This is a genomic window from Sphingomonas sp. BK580 (assembly GCF_014194975.1).
Taxonomy (GTDB): domain Bacteria; phylum Pseudomonadota; class Alphaproteobacteria; order Sphingomonadales; family Sphingomonadaceae; genus Sphingomonas.
Window position 1 is genome coordinate 301,658 of sequence record NZ_JACIAY010000004.1, and the last position, 19,350, is coordinate 321,007.

At 73.0% G+C, this 19,350-nt stretch carries 16 protein-coding genes; 9 read left to right on the forward strand and 7 right to left on the reverse strand.

Translation table 11 applies throughout. The features are described 5' to 3' along the window. Positions 1 to 24: 24 nt before the first annotated feature. A complete protein-coding gene (locus FHY05_RS10155) occupies positions 25 to 2,025 on the forward strand; it encodes an ATP-binding protein (protein WP_260181481.1) in 2,001 nt (666 codons plus the stop codon). A gap of 63 nt (positions 2,026 to 2,088) precedes the next feature. Here FHY05_RS10155 and FHY05_RS10160 read toward each other — a convergent pair whose 3' ends face one another. From FHY05_RS10160 to FHY05_RS10175, 4 genes are all read right to left on the reverse strand, one after another. Next, entirely contained in the window at positions 2,089 to 4,476 is a 2,388-nt protein-coding gene (locus tag FHY05_RS10160; protein WP_183944262.1) for a TonB-dependent receptor, read from the reverse strand. Positions 4,477 to 4,571: 95 nt separating this feature from the next. Continuing rightward, entirely contained in the window at positions 4,572 to 5,498 is a 927-nt protein-coding gene (locus FHY05_RS10165; RefSeq protein ID WP_183944263.1) for a FecR family protein, read from the reverse strand. Beyond that, complete coding sequence (locus tag FHY05_RS10170) at positions 5,495 to 5,983, reverse strand: RNA polymerase sigma factor (protein WP_183944264.1); 489 nt, start codon at positions 5,981 to 5,983, stop codon at positions 5,495 to 5,497. The genes FHY05_RS10165 and FHY05_RS10170 overlap by 4 nt, the downstream gene beginning before the upstream one ends. A gap of 137 nt (positions 5,984 to 6,120) precedes the next feature. Next, a complete protein-coding gene (locus FHY05_RS10175; RefSeq protein WP_183944265.1) occupies positions 6,121 to 9,258 on the reverse strand; it encodes an autotransporter outer membrane beta-barrel domain-containing protein in 3,138 nt (1,045 codons plus the stop codon). Positions 9,259 to 9,420: 162 nt separating this feature from the next. Between FHY05_RS10175 and FHY05_RS10180 the strand changes: the two genes are divergently transcribed. After that, the gene (locus FHY05_RS10180; RefSeq protein WP_183944266.1) at positions 9,421 to 9,666 is read left to right on the forward strand and encodes a hypothetical protein; all 246 of its coding nucleotides are present in this window, start codon (positions 9,421 to 9,423) and stop codon (positions 9,664 to 9,666) included. A gap of 149 nt (positions 9,667 to 9,815) precedes the next feature. Here FHY05_RS10180 and FHY05_RS22480 read toward each other — a convergent pair whose 3' ends face one another. Beyond that, positions 9,816 to 10,472: a PEPxxWA-CTERM sorting domain-containing protein gene (locus tag FHY05_RS22480; RefSeq protein WP_260181452.1), complete on the reverse strand. Its 657-nt coding sequence runs from the start codon at positions 10,470 to 10,472 to the stop codon at positions 9,816 to 9,818. Positions 10,473 to 10,674: 202 nt separating this feature from the next. Here FHY05_RS22480 and FHY05_RS10190 point away from each other — a divergent pair, with 202 nt between their 5' ends. The 6 genes from FHY05_RS10190 (at position 10,675) to dapD (ending at position 16,044) form a co-directional block, all read left to right on the forward strand. Continuing rightward, positions 10,675 to 11,250 carry a sigma-70 family RNA polymerase sigma factor gene (locus FHY05_RS10190; protein WP_311732440.1) on the forward strand — a complete coding sequence of 192 codons (576 nt, stop codon included), beginning with the start codon at positions 10,675 to 10,677 and terminating at the stop codon, positions 11,248 to 11,250. A gap of 11 nt (positions 11,251 to 11,261) precedes the next feature. Beyond that, positions 11,262 to 11,903 carry a zf-HC2 domain-containing protein gene (locus FHY05_RS10195; protein ID WP_183944267.1) on the forward strand — a complete coding sequence of 214 codons (642 nt, stop codon included), beginning with the start codon at positions 11,262 to 11,264 and terminating at the stop codon, positions 11,901 to 11,903. Continuing rightward, positions 11,900 to 13,093 carry a S8 family serine peptidase gene (locus FHY05_RS10200; RefSeq protein WP_183944268.1) on the forward strand — a complete coding sequence of 398 codons (1,194 nt, stop codon included), beginning with the start codon at positions 11,900 to 11,902 and terminating at the stop codon, positions 13,091 to 13,093. The genes FHY05_RS10195 and FHY05_RS10200 overlap by 4 nt, the downstream gene beginning before the upstream one ends. Positions 13,094 to 13,109: 16 nt before the next feature. Continuing rightward, entirely contained in the window at positions 13,110 to 13,799 is a 690-nt protein-coding gene (locus FHY05_RS10205) for a TorF family putative porin (protein WP_183944269.1), read from the forward strand. A 755-nt stretch (positions 13,800 to 14,554) separates the two neighbouring features. Continuing rightward, positions 14,555 to 15,220 (forward strand): pyrimidine 5'-nucleotidase, encoded by a 666-nt coding sequence (locus FHY05_RS10210; RefSeq protein ID WP_183944270.1) that lies wholly within the window; start codon positions 14,555 to 14,557, stop codon positions 15,218 to 15,220. Then, positions 15,217 to 16,044: a 2,3,4,5-tetrahydropyridine-2,6-dicarboxylate N-succinyltransferase gene (gene dapD, locus FHY05_RS10215; protein ID WP_183944271.1), complete on the forward strand. Its 828-nt coding sequence runs from the start codon at positions 15,217 to 15,219 to the stop codon at positions 16,042 to 16,044. The genes FHY05_RS10210 and dapD overlap by 4 nt, the downstream gene beginning before the upstream one ends. Positions 16,045 to 16,184: 140 nt before the next feature. Here dapD and FHY05_RS10220 read toward each other — a convergent pair whose 3' ends face one another. Continuing rightward, positions 16,185 to 16,790: a CC0125/CC1285 family lipoprotein gene (locus FHY05_RS10220; RefSeq protein ID WP_183944272.1), complete on the reverse strand. Its 606-nt coding sequence runs from the start codon at positions 16,788 to 16,790 to the stop codon at positions 16,185 to 16,187. Positions 16,791 to 17,135: 345 nt separating this feature from the next. On the opposite strand from FHY05_RS10220, the gene FHY05_RS10225 reads away from it, so the two are divergent. Further along, positions 17,136 to 17,771, forward strand: a complete 636-nt coding sequence (locus FHY05_RS10225) for a nicotinamidase (protein ID WP_183944273.1) — start codon at positions 17,136 to 17,138, stop codon at positions 17,769 to 17,771. A gap of 7 nt (positions 17,772 to 17,778) precedes the next feature. Here the strand turns inward: FHY05_RS10225 and FHY05_RS10230 are convergent, their stop codons facing one another. Beyond that, entirely contained in the window at positions 17,779 to 19,326 is a 1,548-nt protein-coding gene (locus FHY05_RS10230; RefSeq protein WP_183944274.1) for a tryptophan halogenase family protein, read from the reverse strand. Between the last annotated feature and the right edge of the window lie 24 nt (positions 19,327 to 19,350).

Genomic DNA, 19,350 nt, shown 5'->3' on the forward strand with positions numbered 1-19,350 from the left:
CATGATCTCGAACGCCTGGTGCAGATGGTGACGGACGCCGGAGTCGAGTTGACCGGCGCGTCGGTCGGCGCCTTCTTCCACAACGTGCTCGACGAGAGCGGCGAGCGTCTTCACCTCTTCACGCTGACCGGCGCGGCGCGGGATGATTTCGCGCGATTGGGCAGGCCGCGCGGCACCCGCGTGCTCGAGCCCTTGTTTCGGAACGAGATTATCCGATCCGACGATATCACCGCGGACCCGCGTTATGGCCTGAACGCGCCCTACGCGGGCATGCCGCCGGGGCATCCCGTGATCACCAGCTACCTCGCCGTCCCCGTCGTCTCCCGCGGCGGGGCGGTGCTGGGCGGTCTGCTGTTCGGTCACCCGCGCGCCGGCTGCTTCACGCAGCGGCACGAGGAGCTGATCGCCGGGCTGGCGGCGCAGGCCGCGGTCGCGATCGAGAACGCCAGACTGCTCGCGACGGTACAGGCCGCCAACGACACGCTCGAACAGCGCATCGTCGAGCGCACGGCCGAGCGCGACCGCGCCTGGCGCCTGTCACGCGACCTGCTCGTCACCGTCGCGGCGGATGGGACGCTGCGCTCGGTGAGCCCCGCCTGGACGACGATCCTCGGTCACGCCGTGCAGGACGTGGTCGGCCGCAACTTCCTCGATTTCGTCCTGCCCGACGATGTGACAGCGACGCGCGAGGCGTTCGCCGCCGCGCTGACCGGGGCCGAGATCCCCGTCGTCGAGAACCGCTACCTGGCGAAGGACGGATCGATCCGGTGGCTCTCATGGCTGACCGCCGCGGACGGTGACATGGTGTATGGCTCCGGGCGCGACATCACAGAGGCGCGCGCCAGGGAAGACACGCTGCGGCGGACCGAAGAGGCCCTGCGCCACAGTCAGAAGATGGAGGCCATGGGCCAGCTCACCGGCGGGGTGGCGCACGACTTCAACAACCTGCTCACCCCGATCCTGGGCAGCCTTGACCTGGTACGACGCAAGCTCGCCGACGGCGATCGCAGCGCGCGGCTGCTCGACGGCGCGATCCAGTCGGCGGAACGCGCGCGCACCCTCGTGCAGCGCCTGCTCGCTTTCGCACGCCGGCAGCCGCTGCAACCCAACGCCGTCGATCTGGTCGCGATGACGCGCGACATGTCGTCGCTCCTCTCGACGACGCTCGGCCCGCAGGTGCGGCTCGTCATCGAGACGCAGGAAGACCTGCCGCCCGCGATGGCGGACCGGAACCAGCTGGAGATGGCGCTGCTCAACCTGGCGGTGAACGCGCGCGACGCGATGCCCGAGGGCGGGACCGTGCGGATCGGCATCAGCCAGAAGCTGGTGCTCGACGGGACCGGGGCCGTCCCGCCCGGCGCCTATCTCGGCCTGAGCGTGGCCGACACCGGCATCGGCATGGACCAGGAGACGCGGACCCGCGCGATCGAGCCGTTCTTCTCGACCAAGGGGCTCGGGCGCGGCAGCGGACTGGGCCTGTCGATGGTACATGGCCTGGCGAGCCAGCTCGGCGGCACGTTCCAGCTCGAGAGCGCGCTCGGTGCGGGGACCAAGGCGGAGCTATGGCTGCCGGTCAGCAGCGCGTCGGCGGTCACGACGAGAGCGGAGGACGCCACGCCGGTCTCCGTCGTCGTCGGGCGTGTGCTGCTGGTGGACGACGAGGACGTCGTCCGGGTCGCGGCGGCTCAGATGTTGCAGGATCTCGGATATGAGGTGTTCGAGGCCGACAGCGGCGCGGCGGCGACGCGGATGGTCGCGAACGGCTGGCAGCCCGACCTGCTCGTCTCGGATCACATGATGCCCGGCATGACCGGGACCGCGCTGGCGCGTCAGCTGCGCGCGCTGCTGCCCGGACTGGGGGTGCTCATCGTCTCAGGCTACGCCGACGTCGAGACGCTCTCGCCCGATCTCGCCCATCTGCCCAAGCCTTTCCGCCAGGACGATCTGGCTCAGGCGCTCGCCGACCCGAAAGTGTTCAGCGGTACCGTGCAACGCCTGCCCAACCCGCCCCAGTCGAGCCGATGACCGGCCGAGACTCGCCGGGCCGCTGCCCCCGCGCTACCGACGTCGGCGCCACGGCCGCATCGATCAGAAGGTCGCGTCGATCCCCAGCCGTAGCGTGCGCGGCCGCAGCGGCGTCACCTGCTCGCGGCCCGTCACGAATGGCGTACCGAGCGCGAAACGGTTGCCTCGCGCGTCCGTCAGGTTGGTGACGCCCAGGGTGAGCCCCACCGCGCCGAACGAGACGCGCGCGGTAACCCCGCTGTCGACATAATCGCCCTGCGCCTGCCCGAGGACGGGACCGACACCGAGCCGCGAGCGGCCGACGTAGCGGGCCCAGCCGTCGAGCTTGAGCGCGCGTGCGCCGACCTGCGTCTCGAAGCTCGCGCCGAGCCGGGCGGTGATCCGCGCGATGTTCGGGATCTGCCGGAGCCGCGCCAGTATCTGCGTGCGCGCGGCGGCGGCGTCCGACACGACTCCGGCGGTGAGCGCGCGCACGAGATCGGCGGAGGGCTCGTCGATCACGCTGTCGTTGAACGTCGCTGCCGCCTCGACCCGCAGCCCTGCCAGCGGCACGGCGCCGGCGGTCGCCTCGACCGTCCACAGCCGGCCGTCGCCGACATTGGCGGTCGTCGGCAAGCCCGAGGGATCGATGAAGTCGGCCTGGATGTCGCGCCACGACGTGCGCGCCACCGTCAGCGCGAGGTCGGCGCGGTCGCGGCGCGGGCGTCCGGTGCGCAGCCCGGCCTCGATCGTGGCGACGCGGTCGTCGCGGAAGCGGCGGACGTAATCGCCGTCGATCGCGATCCCACCGGGGCGAAACCCCTGCTGGTAGCGAAGGAACAGGTTGGTGTGCGGCGCGAGATCGATCAGCGCCGAGGCGGCAGGCAGGGCGATCGTCTGCCGTCGTCGCGCCGAGGTGGCGCGCGCGGCCGCGAGCGCGAACGGCGCGACGTCCTCGCCCGCGCCACTGAGCGCGGTGCGGGTGATCCGCAGCCCCGCGGAGGTCAGCAGGCCGGGCAGCAGCCGCACGCCGGCCTCGCCGTACAGCGTCGTCTCATCGATCCGGTTGGTGACGCCGGTGGTCGGTGCGAGCGAGTCGGGTGCGCCGAACAGCCGCCGCAATCGCGTATCGTTGCGCACGTAGCTGAACCCGGCGAGCCAGCCCGAGCCGTCCGGCGCCGACTGCCACAGCCGCGTCTCGTTGGCGGCCATGCGCGTGCGATTGGCCTGAGCGAAGAGCTGCGGCGGACCGCCGGCCGTCGTGGCGTCGTAGCGCTCCGTGAGGTCATGCGCGGTCGCGCCGGAGGTCGAGCGCAGCCGCACTCGGCCGAGATGTCCCGACACGACCAGCTGTGCCTGCGCGAAGTCGGCGCTGAAGCCCTCGGTCACCGCGGCGTCGCGCGTCAGCGGCGGCGCGTCGCGATCGGCATATTGGCTGTCCGCCCCGCGGATCCGCTGACCGACCGCGATCACCTCGGCGCTCCAGGCATCGCCGAGCCGCAGCAGCGCCGCGGCGCGACCGCCGTAGATGCGCGTCGCATTGACGTCGGTGCGGTCCAGCGCGGGCTTGTCGATGTAGCCGCCCTCCCGAGTCGCGGTGCCGACCAGCCGCACGCCGAGCCGGTCGTCCACGACCGGCAGGTTGAGCATCGCCTGCGCGTCGCTGCTGCCGGCGCCGTGCGCGGTCAGCGCGCCGCCCAGGGTGGTGCCGCCGTAGCTCGCCGTCAGGTCGGGCTCGTTCGGCACGAGCCGGATCAGCCCGCCGAGCGAGCCGGCGCCGTACAGCGTGCCCTGCGGACCCTCGAGCACCTCGACCGCGGCGAGGTCGGCGAGGCGCAGGTCGGGGTCGGGCGCGTTGTAGCTCAGCCGCAGGTCGCCGAGATACTGGCCGACGGTCGCCTGGGTCGGCCCGGTGAAGCTGGAATCGGCGATGCCGCGGATGAAGAGCTTGTTCCGGCCCGCGCCGAGATAGGTGGAGGCGATGCTGGCGAGCCGGGTGGTCAGCCGGTCCGTGCCGCCGGTGCCGCCGAGGTCGAGGTCGGCGCCCTCGACGCGATGGGTGTCGCCGGCGAAGCGATCGCGCGGCGTGTCGCGCTTGCTGGCCGTGACGACCACGTCGGCGGGCGTCGCGGGCAGCGGCGGCGAGGCGATCGCGGCACGGCGCGGTCCCACCGCGGCGGCCCGCGGCAGCGGCACCAGCCGCCAACTCGCCGGGCCGAGCGGCAGGGCCCGCGCGCCGGCCACCCGCGCGATCGCGGCGAGCGCCCCGGCGCCGTCGTAGCGACCGCGCAGCGCGGGCACGCGGCGGTGCCACAGCGCCTGATCTGATACCACGACGCTCAGCCGCGCGGCCCGGCCGAGTGCGATGACCTGTCGCCCCAGCGTCGTGGCGGGCAGGTCGAGCGCGATCGTCTCCGCCGACACAGGCGTAGCCGTCAGTGCCAGCGCGACGCCCGCCGAAGGCAGTCGCATCGCCACCGCGATCCAGCGCCAGAGCCATGGGCGGGCGCGGCGCGGCGGCGCGCCCGCCCGACAGGCGTGAGCGCGCCGATCGTTCCTGGGTGCGCTCACTCGCGCGGCTCCAGTGTCCAGCCTCCCGCGTCGGTGCGGACCCGGACGTCGAGGAGCGCGCCGAGCGTCACCGGATCGGCGCGTAACGCGGTGAGATCGAGCGTGCCGCGGAAGGGGCGCCGCGCCAGCGCAGGCGCGACCCGCACCGGGCGGCCGAGCTGGCGCGAGAGATCCGCTGCGACCTCGTCCAGCGCCGCGCCGTCATAGGCGAGGCGGCCGTCACGCCATGCGCCGACGTCCGCCGCCGCGATCCTGCCCTCGACGAGGCGATCGCCCTCGGCGGTCGCGGTCTCGCCGGGGTCAAGCCGCAGCGCGGCGCCCTCGGGATCGACCAGCACGGCGCCTTCCGCCACGGCGACGCGGGTCACGATTCCGGTGCGCTTGACGTCGAAGACGGTGCCGATGTCGGTGAGGGCGAGCCCACCGGCACGCACGCGGAACGGGCGGGCGGGATCGTGGCGGACGCGGAACAGCGCCTCGCCGCGCTCGACCGTGGCGCGCCGGGCGTCGGCGCGGTCGAGCACGACCAGCGAGGCACCCGCGAGCACGAGGCTGCTGCCCTCGCCGAGCGCGACCTCGCGCTGCTCACCCGCGCGCGTCTCGACCTCGTAGGGGCGGGCACGCTCGGGCAGGAGCGTGATACTCAGCGCCCCGACGAGCGCTGCCGCGGCGGCGAGGCCGGCCCAGCGGAACCGGCGCGTTGTCCCCGATCCGCGCCGGGGTGGCGGCGTCGCGGGCACGGCGCCGGGCGGCAGCTGCGCGACGGCGCTTTCCGCGTCGGCCAGCGCCGCGACCGCCGCGTCGTAGCGCGCGGCATGGACGGGATCGGCCTCGAGCCAAGCGGTGAAATTCTCCCAGTCGGTGAAGTCGCGGTCGGCCACCCGCGCCGCCCAGTCCAGCGCCTGCTCGTCGATAGCGGTCATGTTTCGTCCTTCAGGGCGACGAGCGCGCGGCACGCCGCGCGCAGGTCCGCCTCAACGGTGCTGAGGCTGACGCCGAGTTCGGCGGCGATCTGCCGCTGTGGCACGCCGTCGAGCCGCGCCCGACGGAACACCGTCGCGCGGCGCTCGCCGAGCCCGGCGAGCACCTGCGCGACGCGCGCCACCTCCTGCCGCGCGGCGACGACGCGCTCGCTCGTGGCGGCTTCACCCGCGCTCACCTCGCTCCACGCATGGTCGCGCGCCTGCGCCTGCGTGCGCGAGCGGTGACGATCGATCATCAGCGTGTCGGCGGCGCGGAACAGATAGGAGAGCGGGTTGTCGATCGGCCCGCTCGGCCGCGCCGAGACCTTGATCCACAGGTCGTGCAACAGGTCCTCCGCCGCGTCGCCCGCCCCGCGCGCGACGAGGAAGCGGACCAGCCGGTCGCGGTTCTCGAGGTAGACGGCTTCGAGCCCGGTCGGGGGCATGGGTCTCACTGACTGTGGTCGCGGGAACAGCACGTCCCTAGCCGCCGCGACGCGAAGAGAGAAGGAGCTCCACCCGCTAGGGGACGGGTGGAGCTCCGGTAGTCCGCACGTGAGGGGGGCATGCACGTGCGGTTCGCCTAGAAGGCGAACTGCAGGGCGGCGCGCGCGGAGAGCGCGACGTCGCCGAAGCGGCGCTCGGCGGCGGCTTCGCCGCTGAGCCGGACCTCGCTGGTCCCGGTCACGGCGCGCGCCTTGGCGACCCAGCCGCCGTCGCGCGCCTCGGGGTCGAGCGTGAACGCCTTGCCGTTGGCGAAGCTGGCGGTGGTGCTGCCGATCGAGCCGGCGACGGGCTCGCGCCAGCCGCCCTCGAGCTCGAGCCGGGTCCACTGGTCGTAGCGGTTCGAGCCGCCGATGTTCAGGCCGGCGGCGAGGCTGCCGGTCAGCGCCAGCTCGTCGCTGGTGCGCTCGCGCACGGCGAGGTCCGTCGCGGTGCCGCCGCCACGCTCACGATAGGCGTCCTCGTTGAGGCGGTAATAGTCGAGCGCGAGTGTCGGCCGCAGCGAGAAGCGCCCGATCAGCTGCTCGTACGCGACCGCCGCGGCGCCGGAGTAGAGCTGGGCGTTCCAGTCGGCGGTAGCGCGGCGGCTGACCGCCTCGTTGCCGATCGCGCCGTCGAAGCGCCGCACGCTGTCGAGCGAGATCCACGCCGCCGAGGCGCGCGCGCTCGCGGCGAGGCCGCCCCAATGGCCGCGCCAGTGGCCGGCGAGCTCATACTGTCTGTGATCGACGCGGTTGAGCGCCTCGCCCTCGCTGTCGCGTCCCGCCAGGTAGCTCAGCGACACGCCGATGTTGCCCATCCCGGTCTTGCGTTCGAGCCCGCCGCTGACGCCCCAGCCGTTCACGTCATAGCTGAGCGTGTCGCGGGTCGCCTTGGACGAGTCCCAGCCGAGCGGCGTGAGCCAGGCTCCCCAGCCGCCTTCCTCGGTGAAGCGGCCGCTCGGCTCCAACAGCTGGCGTGCCGCGACGCGCGAGCCGAGCGTGACGCCCTCGAAGACGCCGCCGGCGTAATTGGGCAGCATCTGGTCGACCGCGCCGCGGAACTCGCCGCCGTCGTAGATGCCGCGGATCGCGGCCGCCAGCTTGGCGTCGCCCGCCAGCGCGACATCGATCGCGTCGAACGCGCTCGCCTGCGCGCGGTTTAAGCCGAGCTCGCCGGTCGCCTTGCGCACCACGTCGACCGCGATCTGGTTGGGCAGCGTCGTCACCAGCGCGCCCTTGTAGAGGAAGGGCACGTTCTCGGTGGTGAGCGAGAGGTTGGCCGCGCCGGTCAGCGTGCCCGAGGTGAGCACGACGTAGCGGCCCGCGACGTCGCTGCCGCCGGTGACGCGCAGCGCCAGCTTGGTGTCGGCGCCGATCGTCGTCGCGCCCGCGACCTGGATGAGGTTGGCGGCGGGGTTGGCGCGGTCGAGCCCGACGCTGAGCACGGACTTGGCGCCGAGGTCCAGCGAGCCGATGCTGGTGGCGCCGGTGGGCGCGAAGGTGCCGCCCCCCGCCGCGACGCTCACCGCCGCTCCACCAGCGTTGAGCAGACGTCCGGCGAATACCCCCGTGCCCGTGATCGCCAGCCGGTCGGCGCCGCCGCCGAAGTCGGCAGTACCTGCGAACTTCGAGGTGCCGCCGATGGCGAGCGTGTCGGCACCCGCGCCGAAGGTCGCCGTCCCGGCATAACCGCTCGCGCCCGTCATGGTGAGCCGGTTGCCGCCCGCGCCGAAGGCCACGTCGCCCGCGACCGTGCCCGCGCCGATCTCGAGCAGGTCGTCGCCACCGCCGAAGCGGATCGCGCCGGTGATCGACGGCGCGGCAGCGCCGCTCGCGCCCGCCACCTGACGCACGACCGTGCCGGCAGTGGTAGCCGACAGGTCGATGGCGACGTTGCCGCTCGCGCTGCTCGCCCCGCTCGCGACGATGGCGCCGCTGTTCTCAATGAGCAGCAGCGTGCCCGAGCGATCGAGGATCGCGGTCGCGGCGGTGCCCGCGCCGGCGCGGATCGTCCCGCTGTTGCGGATCGCCGGCAGCGAGGCTCCCGCCTCGACAGACACCGCGATCGCCTGCGTCGTACCGCCGCTCGCGGCGGCATTGACGAGGCCGGTCACGCGCAGCTCGGGCGTCGTCGCGCCCGCGCCGAAGCGGATCGCCGTGGCGTTGCCGCCGCTCGCCCCCGCCTGGACGCTGCCGCCGACCGACACGCCGCCCGCGATCGTGACCGCGCCGCCCAAACCACCGATCGCGAGAGCGTTCGACGCGACGCCGGTGTAGACGCCGTCCGCGGTGACCTTGCCGTCGATCACCAGCCCCGCCGCCGGCGTCTTGCCAGCCACCGCGCCGATCGTGACGGTGCGTCCCGTCGCGCCGATCTGGAGAGCGGGAGCGCCGCCGAAGCTGACCACGTCGGCGACCTTGCCGGTGGCGTTGCCGAGCACGACGCCGCCGCCGACGTTGCCAGCCACGATCAGCGCAGATCCGCCCTGGAGCAGGTCGTCCGCGTCGAGCTTCGACGCGCCTGCAGGTGCCGTGGTGTAGCGGTAGCCGGTCGCGCCGATCAGCCCCTGCACGGTCAGGGCGCCGCCGACGTCCCCGTCGAGCCGCGCGCCCACCGCGCCCTGACCCGAGGCGGTGATCGTGCCGCCGAGCGTCACGCTGCCGCTCACCGCGTCCAGTCGCACGCCGACGGAGCGGTCGCCGACGACCGTCGTCTTGCCGTCGTGGGTGACGTTCCCGCTCGTCGCCCCGCCGAGGTAGATGCCCGCGGAATCGTTGCCCTCGACCGTGATCTCGCCGGCGTTGCCAATATTACCCGTGAAGCGGCCCGCGGTGCGAATGCCGTAGCGGCGGGCACCCTGCGCGAAGGCGCCGTCCAGATCGCCGTCCTTGTCGGTGTCGACCGGCGCGTAGGTCTCGTCGACGATCAGCTTGCCGGTGTTGGCGATGTCGCCGCGCACGTTGTCCTGCGCCAGGATCGCGGTGGCGTCGCTGGCGTCCGTGATCTGGACGAGGCCGCCGTTGGCGACCTTGTTGTCGCTGTCGATCGTCACGGCGACGCCACCGGTCGGAACGACGGCGCCGTTGGCGCCGATCCGCACGTCATCGCGCGCGCCGGCCTTCACGGTGGAGGTGCGCACCGGCGTGGCCTGGCGCGTGTCGATCGCGGTCTGCGCCGACGCGGCGCCGGCGACAAGCAGGGTGGACAGGCTGGTGGAGGCAAGCAGTCGACGCACGTGAGTCCCTCTTCGTCGTGTTCTCACGGTGCACGACGGAGCAGCCCGGCCGGAACCTTGGTCGCCGCCGCACCAAGGTCGCGCGCGCTCGACTCCGTCTCGCGACGGGGATGACGGACGCGGCACGCTGCCGCGTCCGCTCCCCGCTTCAAGGAGACGATCATGATCGTGAAGTTCTTCAGCACCGCCGCCGCGCTGTCGCTGGCGGCCGCGCCCGCGCTCGCCGCGCCCGCCAACCCCGCGGCCTCGCTCTCGGTGAAACAGTCGTCGCGTGCGGGGGCGAGCTCGTCGCGATCTAGCGAGATGCTCGCGGGCGGCGGCGCGATCGTCGCCGCGGTGGCGGCGGCGGCAGTGATCGCCGGGATCATCATCATCGCCGACGACGGCGACGACTCGGACAGCAACTGACGTCGTGACCGACGGCGCGATCGCGCGGCGTCGGTCACTTCCCGCGGCGGCAGGCCCGACCGTCGCGCGACGATGTGGCGGCGTCCGCCGCGCCGCCGAGAGGGAAGCGCCGGTCGCTCGCCCGGGGCGACCGGCGCACCTGCGTCAGGTCAGGCCGGCACGTTCGACGCCTCACCCGCCACGGTCCGCCGGCGGCGGAGCGCCGCGCCGACCGCGCCGAAGCCCAGGATCATCAGCGCCCATGTCGCCGGCTCGGGCACCGCCGGCTGGAGCCCGCGGGTGGAGAGATTGGCGTTCTCGGGCGAGAAATCGGTGATCTGGTCATTGCTGCCCAGGCCGATCCGCGGCCACAAGTTGAAGCCATAGTCGGCCCCGGCGAAGCCGGTCGAGGGCAGCAGCGACTCACCGACCCGCGCGGTGATGATGTTCCCCGCGATGCTGATCGCACCGGGATCGAGCGCGGTCGCGCCGACACTGCCGGTGCCGTCCTTGCGTAGGACGATCGCCTGATTGAAGATGACGTTCGCCTGGCCGATCCCGGCGAAGGGGCGGATCGTGCCGGTGCCGGTGTTGACCCCGATGACGTACAGGCCCCCCGTCATCGCGTCGATCGCGCCAGCGAAGGTCGCCCCGAGCGTGAAAAACTTGCCCACGGCGTCGTAGTTGACCGAGAAGCTGGTCACGTCGAGATCGGCCAGGCGCGGACCGGCGGTGTAGCTCGGCAGGAAGTCGCCGGTGGCGTCCACCACCGTGGCGGCGCTCGCCGCCTGCGGTGCGGCGACCAGCGCGGCCGCTGCGATCAACATATGGCGCATCATCACTCTCCCCGAACGGGTGCCGCGCGGCGCCGGTGCGACGCCTGCGCGAACGGCCGCCACCCGCGTGAGAGATGCGGCCGCTCTCGGTGAGTGGCGCGCGCGCGCGCCTCGGTTCACCCTGATCGATCTTTTCTCGCGATTGAACCCGGTGGCACGATCGCGACACTTACGTCGGGGCGAGGGCGATCGGGTGGCGACGACGGCGAAGCAGGACAGCGCGGGGGCAGACGCCGAGGCGACGATGCTCGCGCTCGTGCGCGCGGGTGACCGCCGCGCGTTCGAGGCGTTGTACCACGCCTATCACGCGCGGCTGTCGCGCTTCCTGCACAAGCTGCTGCGACGGCCACACGTGGTTGAGGAGGTGCTCAACGACGCGATGCTGGTGGTGTGGAACCGGCTCGACACGTTCGACGGGCGGAGCCGCTTCTCGACCTGGCTGTTCGGCATCGCCTATCGCCAGGCGCTCGCCGCGCTGCGCCGGCTGGACGAACCGGTCGACGACGAGCGCGACGAGGCGATCGATCACGCCGCGTCGCCCGGCGCCGGGGCCGAAGCGGCGCGAGTGCGGCGCGGGCTCGACGCCGCGCTGGCGACGCTGTCTCCGACGCATCGCGCGGTGGTGGAGCTGACCTATTTCCACGAGTTCGGCTATCGTGAGATCGCGGCCATCATGGACTGCCCGCCCGACACGGTGAAGACCCGCATGTTCCACGCGCGCCGCCACCTGCGCGCGGTGCTGCCCGGCGAGCCCGGCGACTGGTATTGAGGAGGACGACGGTGGGACAGCTGATCGCCATGCCCGATGACCCCTGCGACACGGTGCTGCGACTGCTGCCGTGGCACGCGACCGCCACGCTGGACCCCTCCGACGAGCAGGTCGTCGAGCGGCATCTCGCCGGCTGTGCGATGTGCCGCGCCGAGTTGGTGCGCGAACGGGCGCTCGCGGTGGCGGTGCGCTCGGCCGCGCCCGCGGCGGCCGGCGGGTGGGACGCGGTGCGCGCGCTGCTCGACCGCGCCGAGCCGAGGCCGCGCCGGCGCGCGCGCGCTCGGCCGCGGCCGCGCCTCGATTCCGGCGGTCAGCACGCGTGGCGCTGGATCGCCGGCGCGCAGTTCGCCGCGCTGCTGGTGCTCGGCACGCTCGTCGCCTGGCCGCCGCAGCGCGACGAAGGCTATCGCGCGCTCGGCGATCCGGCCGCGGTGCGGGCGGGCAACGCGCTGGTCATGTTCCGCCCCGAGACGAGCGAGGCGGCGCTGCGCGGCCTGCTCGCCGAGGCGGACGCGCGGCTGGTCGACGGTCCTACCGCGGCCGGCGCCTACGTCATCGCGCTGCCGGGTGACGGTGCCGCGCTCGCACGGCTCCGCGCGCGGCGCGCGGTCACGCTGGCCGAGCCGATCGACCGCGGCGGGCCGGCGCGGTGAGGCGAGCCGCCGCCCTGCTGGCGCTGCTTGCCCCTGCCTCCGCAGCGCCCGTGGCGGCGGACGAGGCACGCGCGACGGCCGCGGAGCGACGCATCCTGGTGATGCTCGACCTGCCGCCCGAACATTACCGCGCCGGCGGCGACTATGGCGGGGGAGGCTATGGCGACGCCGCCGCGGCGCGGGCGCGTCACCGGCTCGCCGCGCGGCTGGCGCGCGGGCAGGGGCTGAGGCTGCTCGACACCTGGCCGATGCCGCTGCTCGGGGTCGACTGCGTCATCATGGCGGTGCCGGGCAGCGAGCCGCTCGACCGAGTCGCGGCGCGGCTCGCGCGCCGGTCGGGCGTGGCCTGGTCGCAGCCGATGAACGAGTTCACCGCCCAGGCGGCAGCGCCTGGGCAGCCCAACGACCGTCTCTTCGCGGCGCAGCCCGCCGCGCGGGCATGGCAGCTCGCCGCGCTGCACCGCCTCGCCACCGGCGCGGGTGTCGATGTCGCCGTGATCGATAGCCTGGTCGACGCGCGTCACCCCGACCTGATCGGTCGGGTGGCGCTCGTCCGCGACTTCGTCGGGGCACCGGCGGCAGGAGCGGAGTCGCATGGCACCGGCGTCGCCGGCATCATCGCCGCGCAGGCCAACAACGGGCTCGGCATCGCGGGCGTCGCGCCCGAGGCGCGGCTGCTCGGCCTGCGCGCCTGTCGGCAACGCTCGCCCAGCGTGACGGTGTGCGACTCGATCAGCCTGGCGCGCGCTCTGCTCTTCGCGACCGAACGACGGGCCGGCGTGATCAACATGAGCCTCACCGGCCCAAGCGACCCGCTGATCGCCAAGCTGGTCGCGCTGGCGCAGCGGCGCGGCGCGGCGGTGGTGGCGTCGGTCGACCCGCGCACCGGCGCCGGCTTCCCCGCGTCGCTGCCCGGCGTCGTGCGGGTCGCGGAGGACGGCGTGGCGAGCCAGCGCGCCGGCGTGTACAACGCGCCGGGCCGCGACGTGCCGACGACCGAGCCGGGGGGACGATGGGATCTGGTGAGCGGCAATTCCTTCGCGGCCGCGCACGTCAGCGGCCTGCTGGCGCTCACCCGGCAGCTTCGGCACGGCGACGATGACCTGGTGGCGGCACGCGCCGACGGCGGCGCCATCGACGCCTGCGCGACCGTGCGGCACGCTGCCAGGACGGCGGCGCCTAGCTGCTAGACGCTGGGTGCCGGCGGTGATCGCTGCCGCGTCCTGCATCCTGGTCGCGCGACCTGCCGCGGCCGGGCTCGGCTATACGCTCGCGGTCGCGAGTGACGACCGATTCCGCGGCGCGACCACCAGCGACGGCCGCGCCGTGGCGACGGCGGCGCTGTCGATCGATGACGCGAGCGGCCTCTACGCCGGCGTGACCCTCACAGCCGGGATCGTTCGGGGCGAGGGCGTGCGCGTGCTCAGCTCGGTGCAACAGGTCGGCTACGTCCACCGGGTCGACTCGGCGATCTCGGTCGATGTCGGCGCTGTCCGCCGGGCCTACGATCGTTACGCGACGGTCGAGTACGGCAGGCGCGTCGCCGAAGTGTACGCGGGATTGGTCAGCCGCCGCGTGTCGGCGCACCTGTTCCACGCGCCGGATTATGACGGCTGGGGACATGCGGCGACCTATCTTCAGCTCGACGGACGACCGTACGAGCGCGGCGCCCTCTCGCTCTTCGCGCATGTCGGCGCGCTGCGGCCACCCCGGTGGCAAGGCGGCGGCCGCGACGTGACCGCCGACTGGCGGCTGGGCGCGACATGTCGGCTCGACCGCGCCGCGGCGCTCAGCCTGGCGTGGATCGGCGCGGGCGACGGTTACGACCGCTATAGCGAGACCCGCCGCACCGGGGCGCGCCGCGCGCTGGTCCTTTCCGTCAGCCGCGCCTTCTGAGCCCCGCGTCCGGATCGGCGGACAGATGAGCGCGCCGGCTGATTGTCCCATCCAGCCAGCCAACTGCCGAGAGCTAACGGGCGACACGGACGTGCAGCTCCGCCAGCCGTGAGGCGGCGGAGCGGCAGCTTACGAGCCGCTCCGGTTCGTCTTCGGCGCGGACGAGCGCGGCGAGCGCGCGCGTCGCTTCGCGCTGTTCACCTTCTTGTCGCGACGAGCGGGCGCCGGCGCTTCAGCCCGACGCAGCAGCGGCAGGGCGATGGCTGCCGCCGTGGACCCGAGGATCGTTCCGCCGATGACCCACCATATGCCTGCCCCCGGGCGGCGGTGAGGTTGGGGCGCGGCAGTCTCTTCCGGTCGCGCCGCCGCCTTGGTCTCGTGGTGGACGGGGCCCGCGTGCTTCATCGCGGCGTTGGGGATGTGAGACATGCGGTAACCTCCTGTCGGCGGCCAACCCGCGGCTCCAGGCGATGTTCCGCGCGAGCGGCGCTCGCCGCTGACGTCGCGTCAGGGGAACACGCCGCCGGATGTGAGACGGATCGTCGGACTCCACGGCGACGCGTTCACGCCTGCGAGCGCGTGCGCCCGTCTGCTCAGGACATCGCGCACTGCCACGTCGTGCTGCCCGCGCACGCGGCGGCGGGGAGCCCGGGGCGTCAGGAGCCGTTGCTCCGCCTGTCCATGGCTTTCCCCCGTGCGCCGAGCGATGCCGCGGGGGATGACGCGTCGCGGCAAAGCCACTACAGCCCGGCGCCATGCTGCCAGCGCTCGCGCATATCGACACCTGGATCTTCGATCTCGACAACACGCTCTACCCGGCCAGCGCCGACCTGTTCGCGCTGATCGACCGGCGCATGACGGCCTTCGTCGGCGACCTGCTCGGGCTCGATCCGGTGGAAGCGCGGCGCGTGCAGAAAGACTATTTTCTCGGCCACGGCACCACGCTGGCCGGGCTGATGGCCAACCACGAGATCGATCCCGCCGCCTTCCTCGCCTATGTCCACGACATCGAGATGGACGCGCTGGAGCAGAACGCCCCGCTCGCCGCCGCGCTGGCGCGGCTGCCCGGGCGCAAACTGGTCTTCACCAACGGTGACAAGCCCTATGCGCTCAAGGTGCTCGATCGGCTCGGCCTGGGCACCAGCTTCGAGGCGGTGCACGACATCACCGCGATGAACCTCGTGCCCAAGCCCGCACCCGCGGCCTATCAGGGGCTGTGCGACGCCTTCGGCGTCGACCCGACCCGCGCGCTGTTCGTCGAGGACATGGCGCGCAATCTCAGACCCGCCAAGGCGATCGGCATGGCGACGGTGTGGGTCGACAACGGGTCCGAGCAGGACCACGACACCGACCGCTCCTACGTCGACTATCGGGTCACCGATCTCACCGCCTGGCTCGAGACCCTGTTGGAGGACCAATGACGACCGATCTCCCCGCCACCATCGACGCCGCCTGGGAGCAGCGCGCCGAGCTCGGCCTCACCACCGCGGGCGAGGTCCGCGCGGCGGTCGACCGCGCGCTGGCGCTGCTCGACGCGGGCGAGGCGCGCGTCGCCGAGCCGGACGAGGCGGGCGGCTGGCGCGTCAACCAATGGCTCAAGAAAGCGGTGCTGCTGAGCTTCCGCCTCAACGACAACGCGCTGATCGACAACGGTCCCGGTGCCGGCCACTGGTACGACAAGGTACCGAGCAAATTCGCCGGCTGGAGCGAGGCCGAGTTCCGCGCCACCGGCTTTCGCGCGGTGCCGGGAAGCGTGGTGCGGCGCGGCGCCTTCGTCGGCAAGGGGGCCATCCTGATGCCCAGCTTCGTCAACATCGGCGCCTATGTCGGCGAAGGGACGATGGTGGACACCTGGGCGACGGTCGGCAGCTGTGCGCAGATCGGGCGCAACGTCCATCTCTCGGGCGGAGCCGGGATCGGCGGCGTGCTCGAGCCGCTCCAGGCCGATCCCGTCATCATCGGCGACGGCGCCTTCATCGGCGCGCGCGCCGAGGTGGCCGAGGGCGTGCGCGTCGGCGAGGGCGCGGTGCTGTCGATGGGCGTGTATCTCGGCGCCTCGACCAAGATCGTCGACCGCGAGACCGGCGAGACCTTCCGCGGCGAGGTGCCGCCCTATGCGGTCGTGGTGCCCGGCTCGATCGGCGGCGGCGACGGCCGGCCAGCGCTCTACTGCGCGGTGATCGTCAAGCGCGTCGACGCGCAGACGCGGAGCAAGACCAGCATCAACGAGCTGCTGCGCGACTAAGGCGCGCTCGCGGCGAAGCGGGCCGGGCAGCGAGTGGGCCGTGATCGTCGCGGTCGCCGGAGCGCAGCGCACCGGGCCGAACGCGGGAAGAGGCCGCGACCTCGCCGGTCGCGGCCCCTTCCTCGTCACCGGTCGGCGGATCAGGACGCCTTGGGCAGCCTGATCGACGGCCCGATCGTCTCCACCACCTGGCGCGCGTTGAAGGCGCGGACGTTGCCCGGCTCGGGCGAGCCCTTGAACATCACGATCTCCGCCGACGCCTCGTAGCGGTCGACGGTGCGGATGTCGGCACCGCCGCCCCAGCCGCCCCACGGCCCGCCCCAGAACGGGTCCCAGGCGCGATAGCCGAAGCCGCGGCCGTAGAAGCCCCAGCGCGGTCCCCACAGCCCGCCGCCGAAGGCACCGAAGCCCGGACCGAAGCCGCCGTAGCCCGGCGTCGAGTAGGTGCGCGCCTGGCGATCGGTATCGCGATCCGCCATGACGAAATAATCATAGCCGTTCTGCAGTGTCAGTTCGGCCGAGCGGAACAGCAGGTACCGTTCCACCACGTCGCGGTCGGTGACGGTGTTGCCCGCGAAGGTGACGCGGAAGCGGTTCGGCTCGATGCGGGTGTCGCTGTAGCCGGTGCGATAGAAGCCCGATCCGGTCGCCGGGCGATAGGCAGTCTCGGTCGCGCACGCCGCGACCAACGTGGTGCTGGCCGCCAGCGCCACGACAGCGGCGGTGCGGCCCCATTTCTTCAACATGGCGAGTCACTCCAATCGCACCAGGGCGGCACGACTGGCGTCGTGTAGCCGAGGCGAGTGGAACGTGCGATGAACGGAAACGCTCCGCCCGCCACGGGGGTGGCGAGGCGAGCTGACCGTCGGCGGGAAAGCGCGAGTTTGCTTCAGACGGTGCGGCGGAGCGGCGAACGCGGCACGGCGTCGGCGGATATCTCCGTAGCCTGTCTAGGTGGGGGGTGAGGGCGGGGCGCTTCCGCCAGGGTGACCCTTGAGGCAGGACGTCACCCAACCTCTCCCGAAGGGGAGGGCTGATCGAGGCTGGCGCATTCCCACCTGCCTCATGACGCCAGCGCGAAGGAGCCGCCGATGAAAGACGCAGACGATTACACCGCCGAGGACGCGCTGATCGTGGTCGATCCGCAACGCGACTTCTGCCCCGGCGGGGCGCTCGCGGTGGCGGACGGCGACTCGGTCATGGCGCCGATCGCCGCGCTGGCCGAGCAATTCCGCCACGTCGTCGTCACGCAGGACTGGCATCCGGCGGGCCACTCGTCCTTCGCGAGCAGCCATCCCGGCCGGCGCGCCTTCGACACCGTGCGCATGCCGTACGGGGAGCAGGTGCTATGGCCCGACCATTGCGTCCAGGGCAGCGCGGGTGCCGACTTCCACCCCGACGTCGCCGGCGCGGTCGCGCGTGCCGGGCTGATCCTGCGCAAGGGTGCCAACCCGGCGGTCGATTCCTACTCGGCCTTCTACGAGAATGATAAGACGACGCCGACCGGCCTCGCCGGCTACCTTCGCGACAAGGGCGTGCGGCGCTGCGTGCTCGTCGGTCTCGCCTATGATTTCTGCGTCGCCTGGTCCGCGCTCGACGCGCGGCGCGACGGCTTCGCCGCGCTCGTTCTCACTCGCTACACGCGCGCGATCGGGATGCCCGCGCCGGGCGGCGGCAGCGTCGAGGTCGCCGAGGCGGCGATGCGCGCCGCGGGCGTGCACCTCTAGCGCCGGCTCAGGCGGCGGCGCTGCCGAAGCCGCGCCGCTGCGCCGCCTCGACCAAGGCCCGGTGCGGCGGCAGGTTGGCGAGCGCGACGCCGACCTGACGCCGCACCTCGCCGAAGGCGCGGCGCGCGTCGTCGCGGTAGCGCAGCGCGCCCGCGCGCGCGCTCAGGTCGGTGCGCCAGCCCATGCCGTAGAGGACGTATTGCCAGCTCGCCTCGGTGAAGATGTCGACCTGCGGGTCGATGTCGAGCTCGTTGGGCCAGCGGTGGCGCCAGCGGTCGAGCAGCTCGAGCAGGCTGGCGGTGCTTGACGTATCGGCGACATTGTCGCGCCAGAAGTCGGTGTCGCGCCGCTCGGACAGGCAGTAATGCAGCTTGATGAAGTCGAGCGCGCGCTCGTAGCGGCGCAGCAGGTTGGCGTTGAATTGGCGCGCCGACGTCTCGTGATCGCCGCTCCACGGGAAGAGGTTGGCGATCATCGCGGCGGACACCTCGGCGAAGGCGATGCCGGTCGCCTCGAGCGGCTCGAAGAAACCGCTCGACAGCCCGACGGCGACACAATTGCGTTGCCAGTTGATCTCGCGAAAGCCCGCCTCGAAGCGGAAGCGGCGCACCTCGGCCTCCGCCCCGCGCGGGCCGAGATAGCGCCGCAGCGCGCGCTCGGCGGCGGCGTCGTCGCTGTGATCGGACGAGTAGACGTGGCCGATGCCGCGACGCCGGTCGAGCCCGATGTCCCAGATCCAGCCCGCTTCCTGCGCGGTCGAGATGGTCTGCGACGCGATCGGCGCGTCCGCCGCGTCATAGGGTAGCTGCGCGGCGAGTGCGCGGTCGCAGAACAGCACGTCGCGGCACGAGCGGAACGGCACGCCCATCGCCTTGCCGATCAGCTCGGCGCGAAAGCCGGTGCAGTCGACGTACAGGTCCGCGGTGAGCGCGCCGTTACGGTCGGTCTCGACACGCTCTATCGCGCCGCCGTCATCGAGCGCGACATGGGTGACGGTGTCGACGAGATGGGTGACGCCGTTCGCCACCGCGCGCTCGCGTAGCAGCCCGGCGAGCGCGACCGCGTCGAAGTGGAAAGCGTAGTTGAGCGGCCCGACATAATCGGGGTGGGTCGGCAGCTTGGGCGCGCGCGCCGCGTCGGCGGCGGCCTTCTGCGGGGTGGAGACCTCGTCCCACTCGGTGTCGCCCGCGGCGCCGCTGAGCCAATAGGGCAGCAGCTCGAGCCCGCCCGGCGCCTCGGCGACCTGGAACGGGTGCATGTAATGGTCGCGGCCGGGCGTGCCCGGCGCGCGCTGCCAGTGGACGAAGCGGGCGCCCTGTTTGAAGGTGGCGCCGCAGCGGCGCACCAGCTCGGCCTCGTCGACGCCGATCGTGGCGAGCGTGCGCCGGATCGTCGGGAAGGTGCCCTCGCCGACGCCGAGCACGCCGATGTCCTTCGACTCGACCAGGGTGATCGCGACGCCGTCGGCGAGGTCGGCGCCGAGCCGCCGGGCGAGATAGCCGGCGGTGAGCCACCCGGCGGTGCCCCCGCCGACGATCAGCACGCGCTTCCTCATGGCCGTCCTCCCGCTGCCCCGCCG

Coding starts and splice junctions, on each gene's coding strand:
- FHY05_RS10155 (WP_260181481.1), top strand. CDS start 25: ATGGTGACGGACGCCGGAGTCGAGTTGACCGGCGCGTCGGTCGGCGCC.
- FHY05_RS10160 (WP_183944262.1), bottom strand. CDS start 4,476: ATGCGACTGCCTTCGGCGGGCGTCGCGCTGGCACTGACGGCTACGCCT.
- FHY05_RS10165 (WP_183944263.1), bottom strand. CDS start 5,498: ATGACCGCTATCGACGAGCAGGCGCTGGACTGGGCGGCGCGGGTGGCC.
- FHY05_RS10170 (WP_183944264.1), bottom strand. CDS start 5,983: ATGCCCCCGACCGGGCTCGAAGCCGTCTACCTCGAGAACCGCGACCGG.
- FHY05_RS10180 (WP_183944266.1), top strand. CDS start 9,421: ATGATCGTGAAGTTCTTCAGCACCGCCGCCGCGCTGTCGCTGGCGGCC.
- FHY05_RS22480 (WP_260181452.1), bottom strand. CDS start 10,472: ATGTTGATCGCAGCGGCCGCGCTGGTCGCCGCACCGCAGGCGGCGAGC.
- FHY05_RS10210 (WP_183944270.1), top strand. CDS start 14,555: ATGCTGCCAGCGCTCGCGCATATCGACACCTGGATCTTCGATCTCGAC.
- dapD (WP_183944271.1), top strand. CDS start 15,217: ATGACGACCGATCTCCCCGCCACCATCGACGCCGCCTGGGAGCAGCGC.
- FHY05_RS10220 (WP_183944272.1), bottom strand. CDS start 16,790: ATGTTGAAGAAATGGGGCCGCACCGCCGCTGTCGTGGCGCTGGCGGCC.
- FHY05_RS10225 (WP_183944273.1), top strand. CDS start 17,136: ATGAAAGACGCAGACGATTACACCGCCGAGGACGCGCTGATCGTGGTC.
- FHY05_RS10230 (WP_183944274.1), bottom strand. CDS start 19,326: ATGAGGAAGCGCGTGCTGATCGTCGGCGGGGGCACCGCCGGGTGGCTC.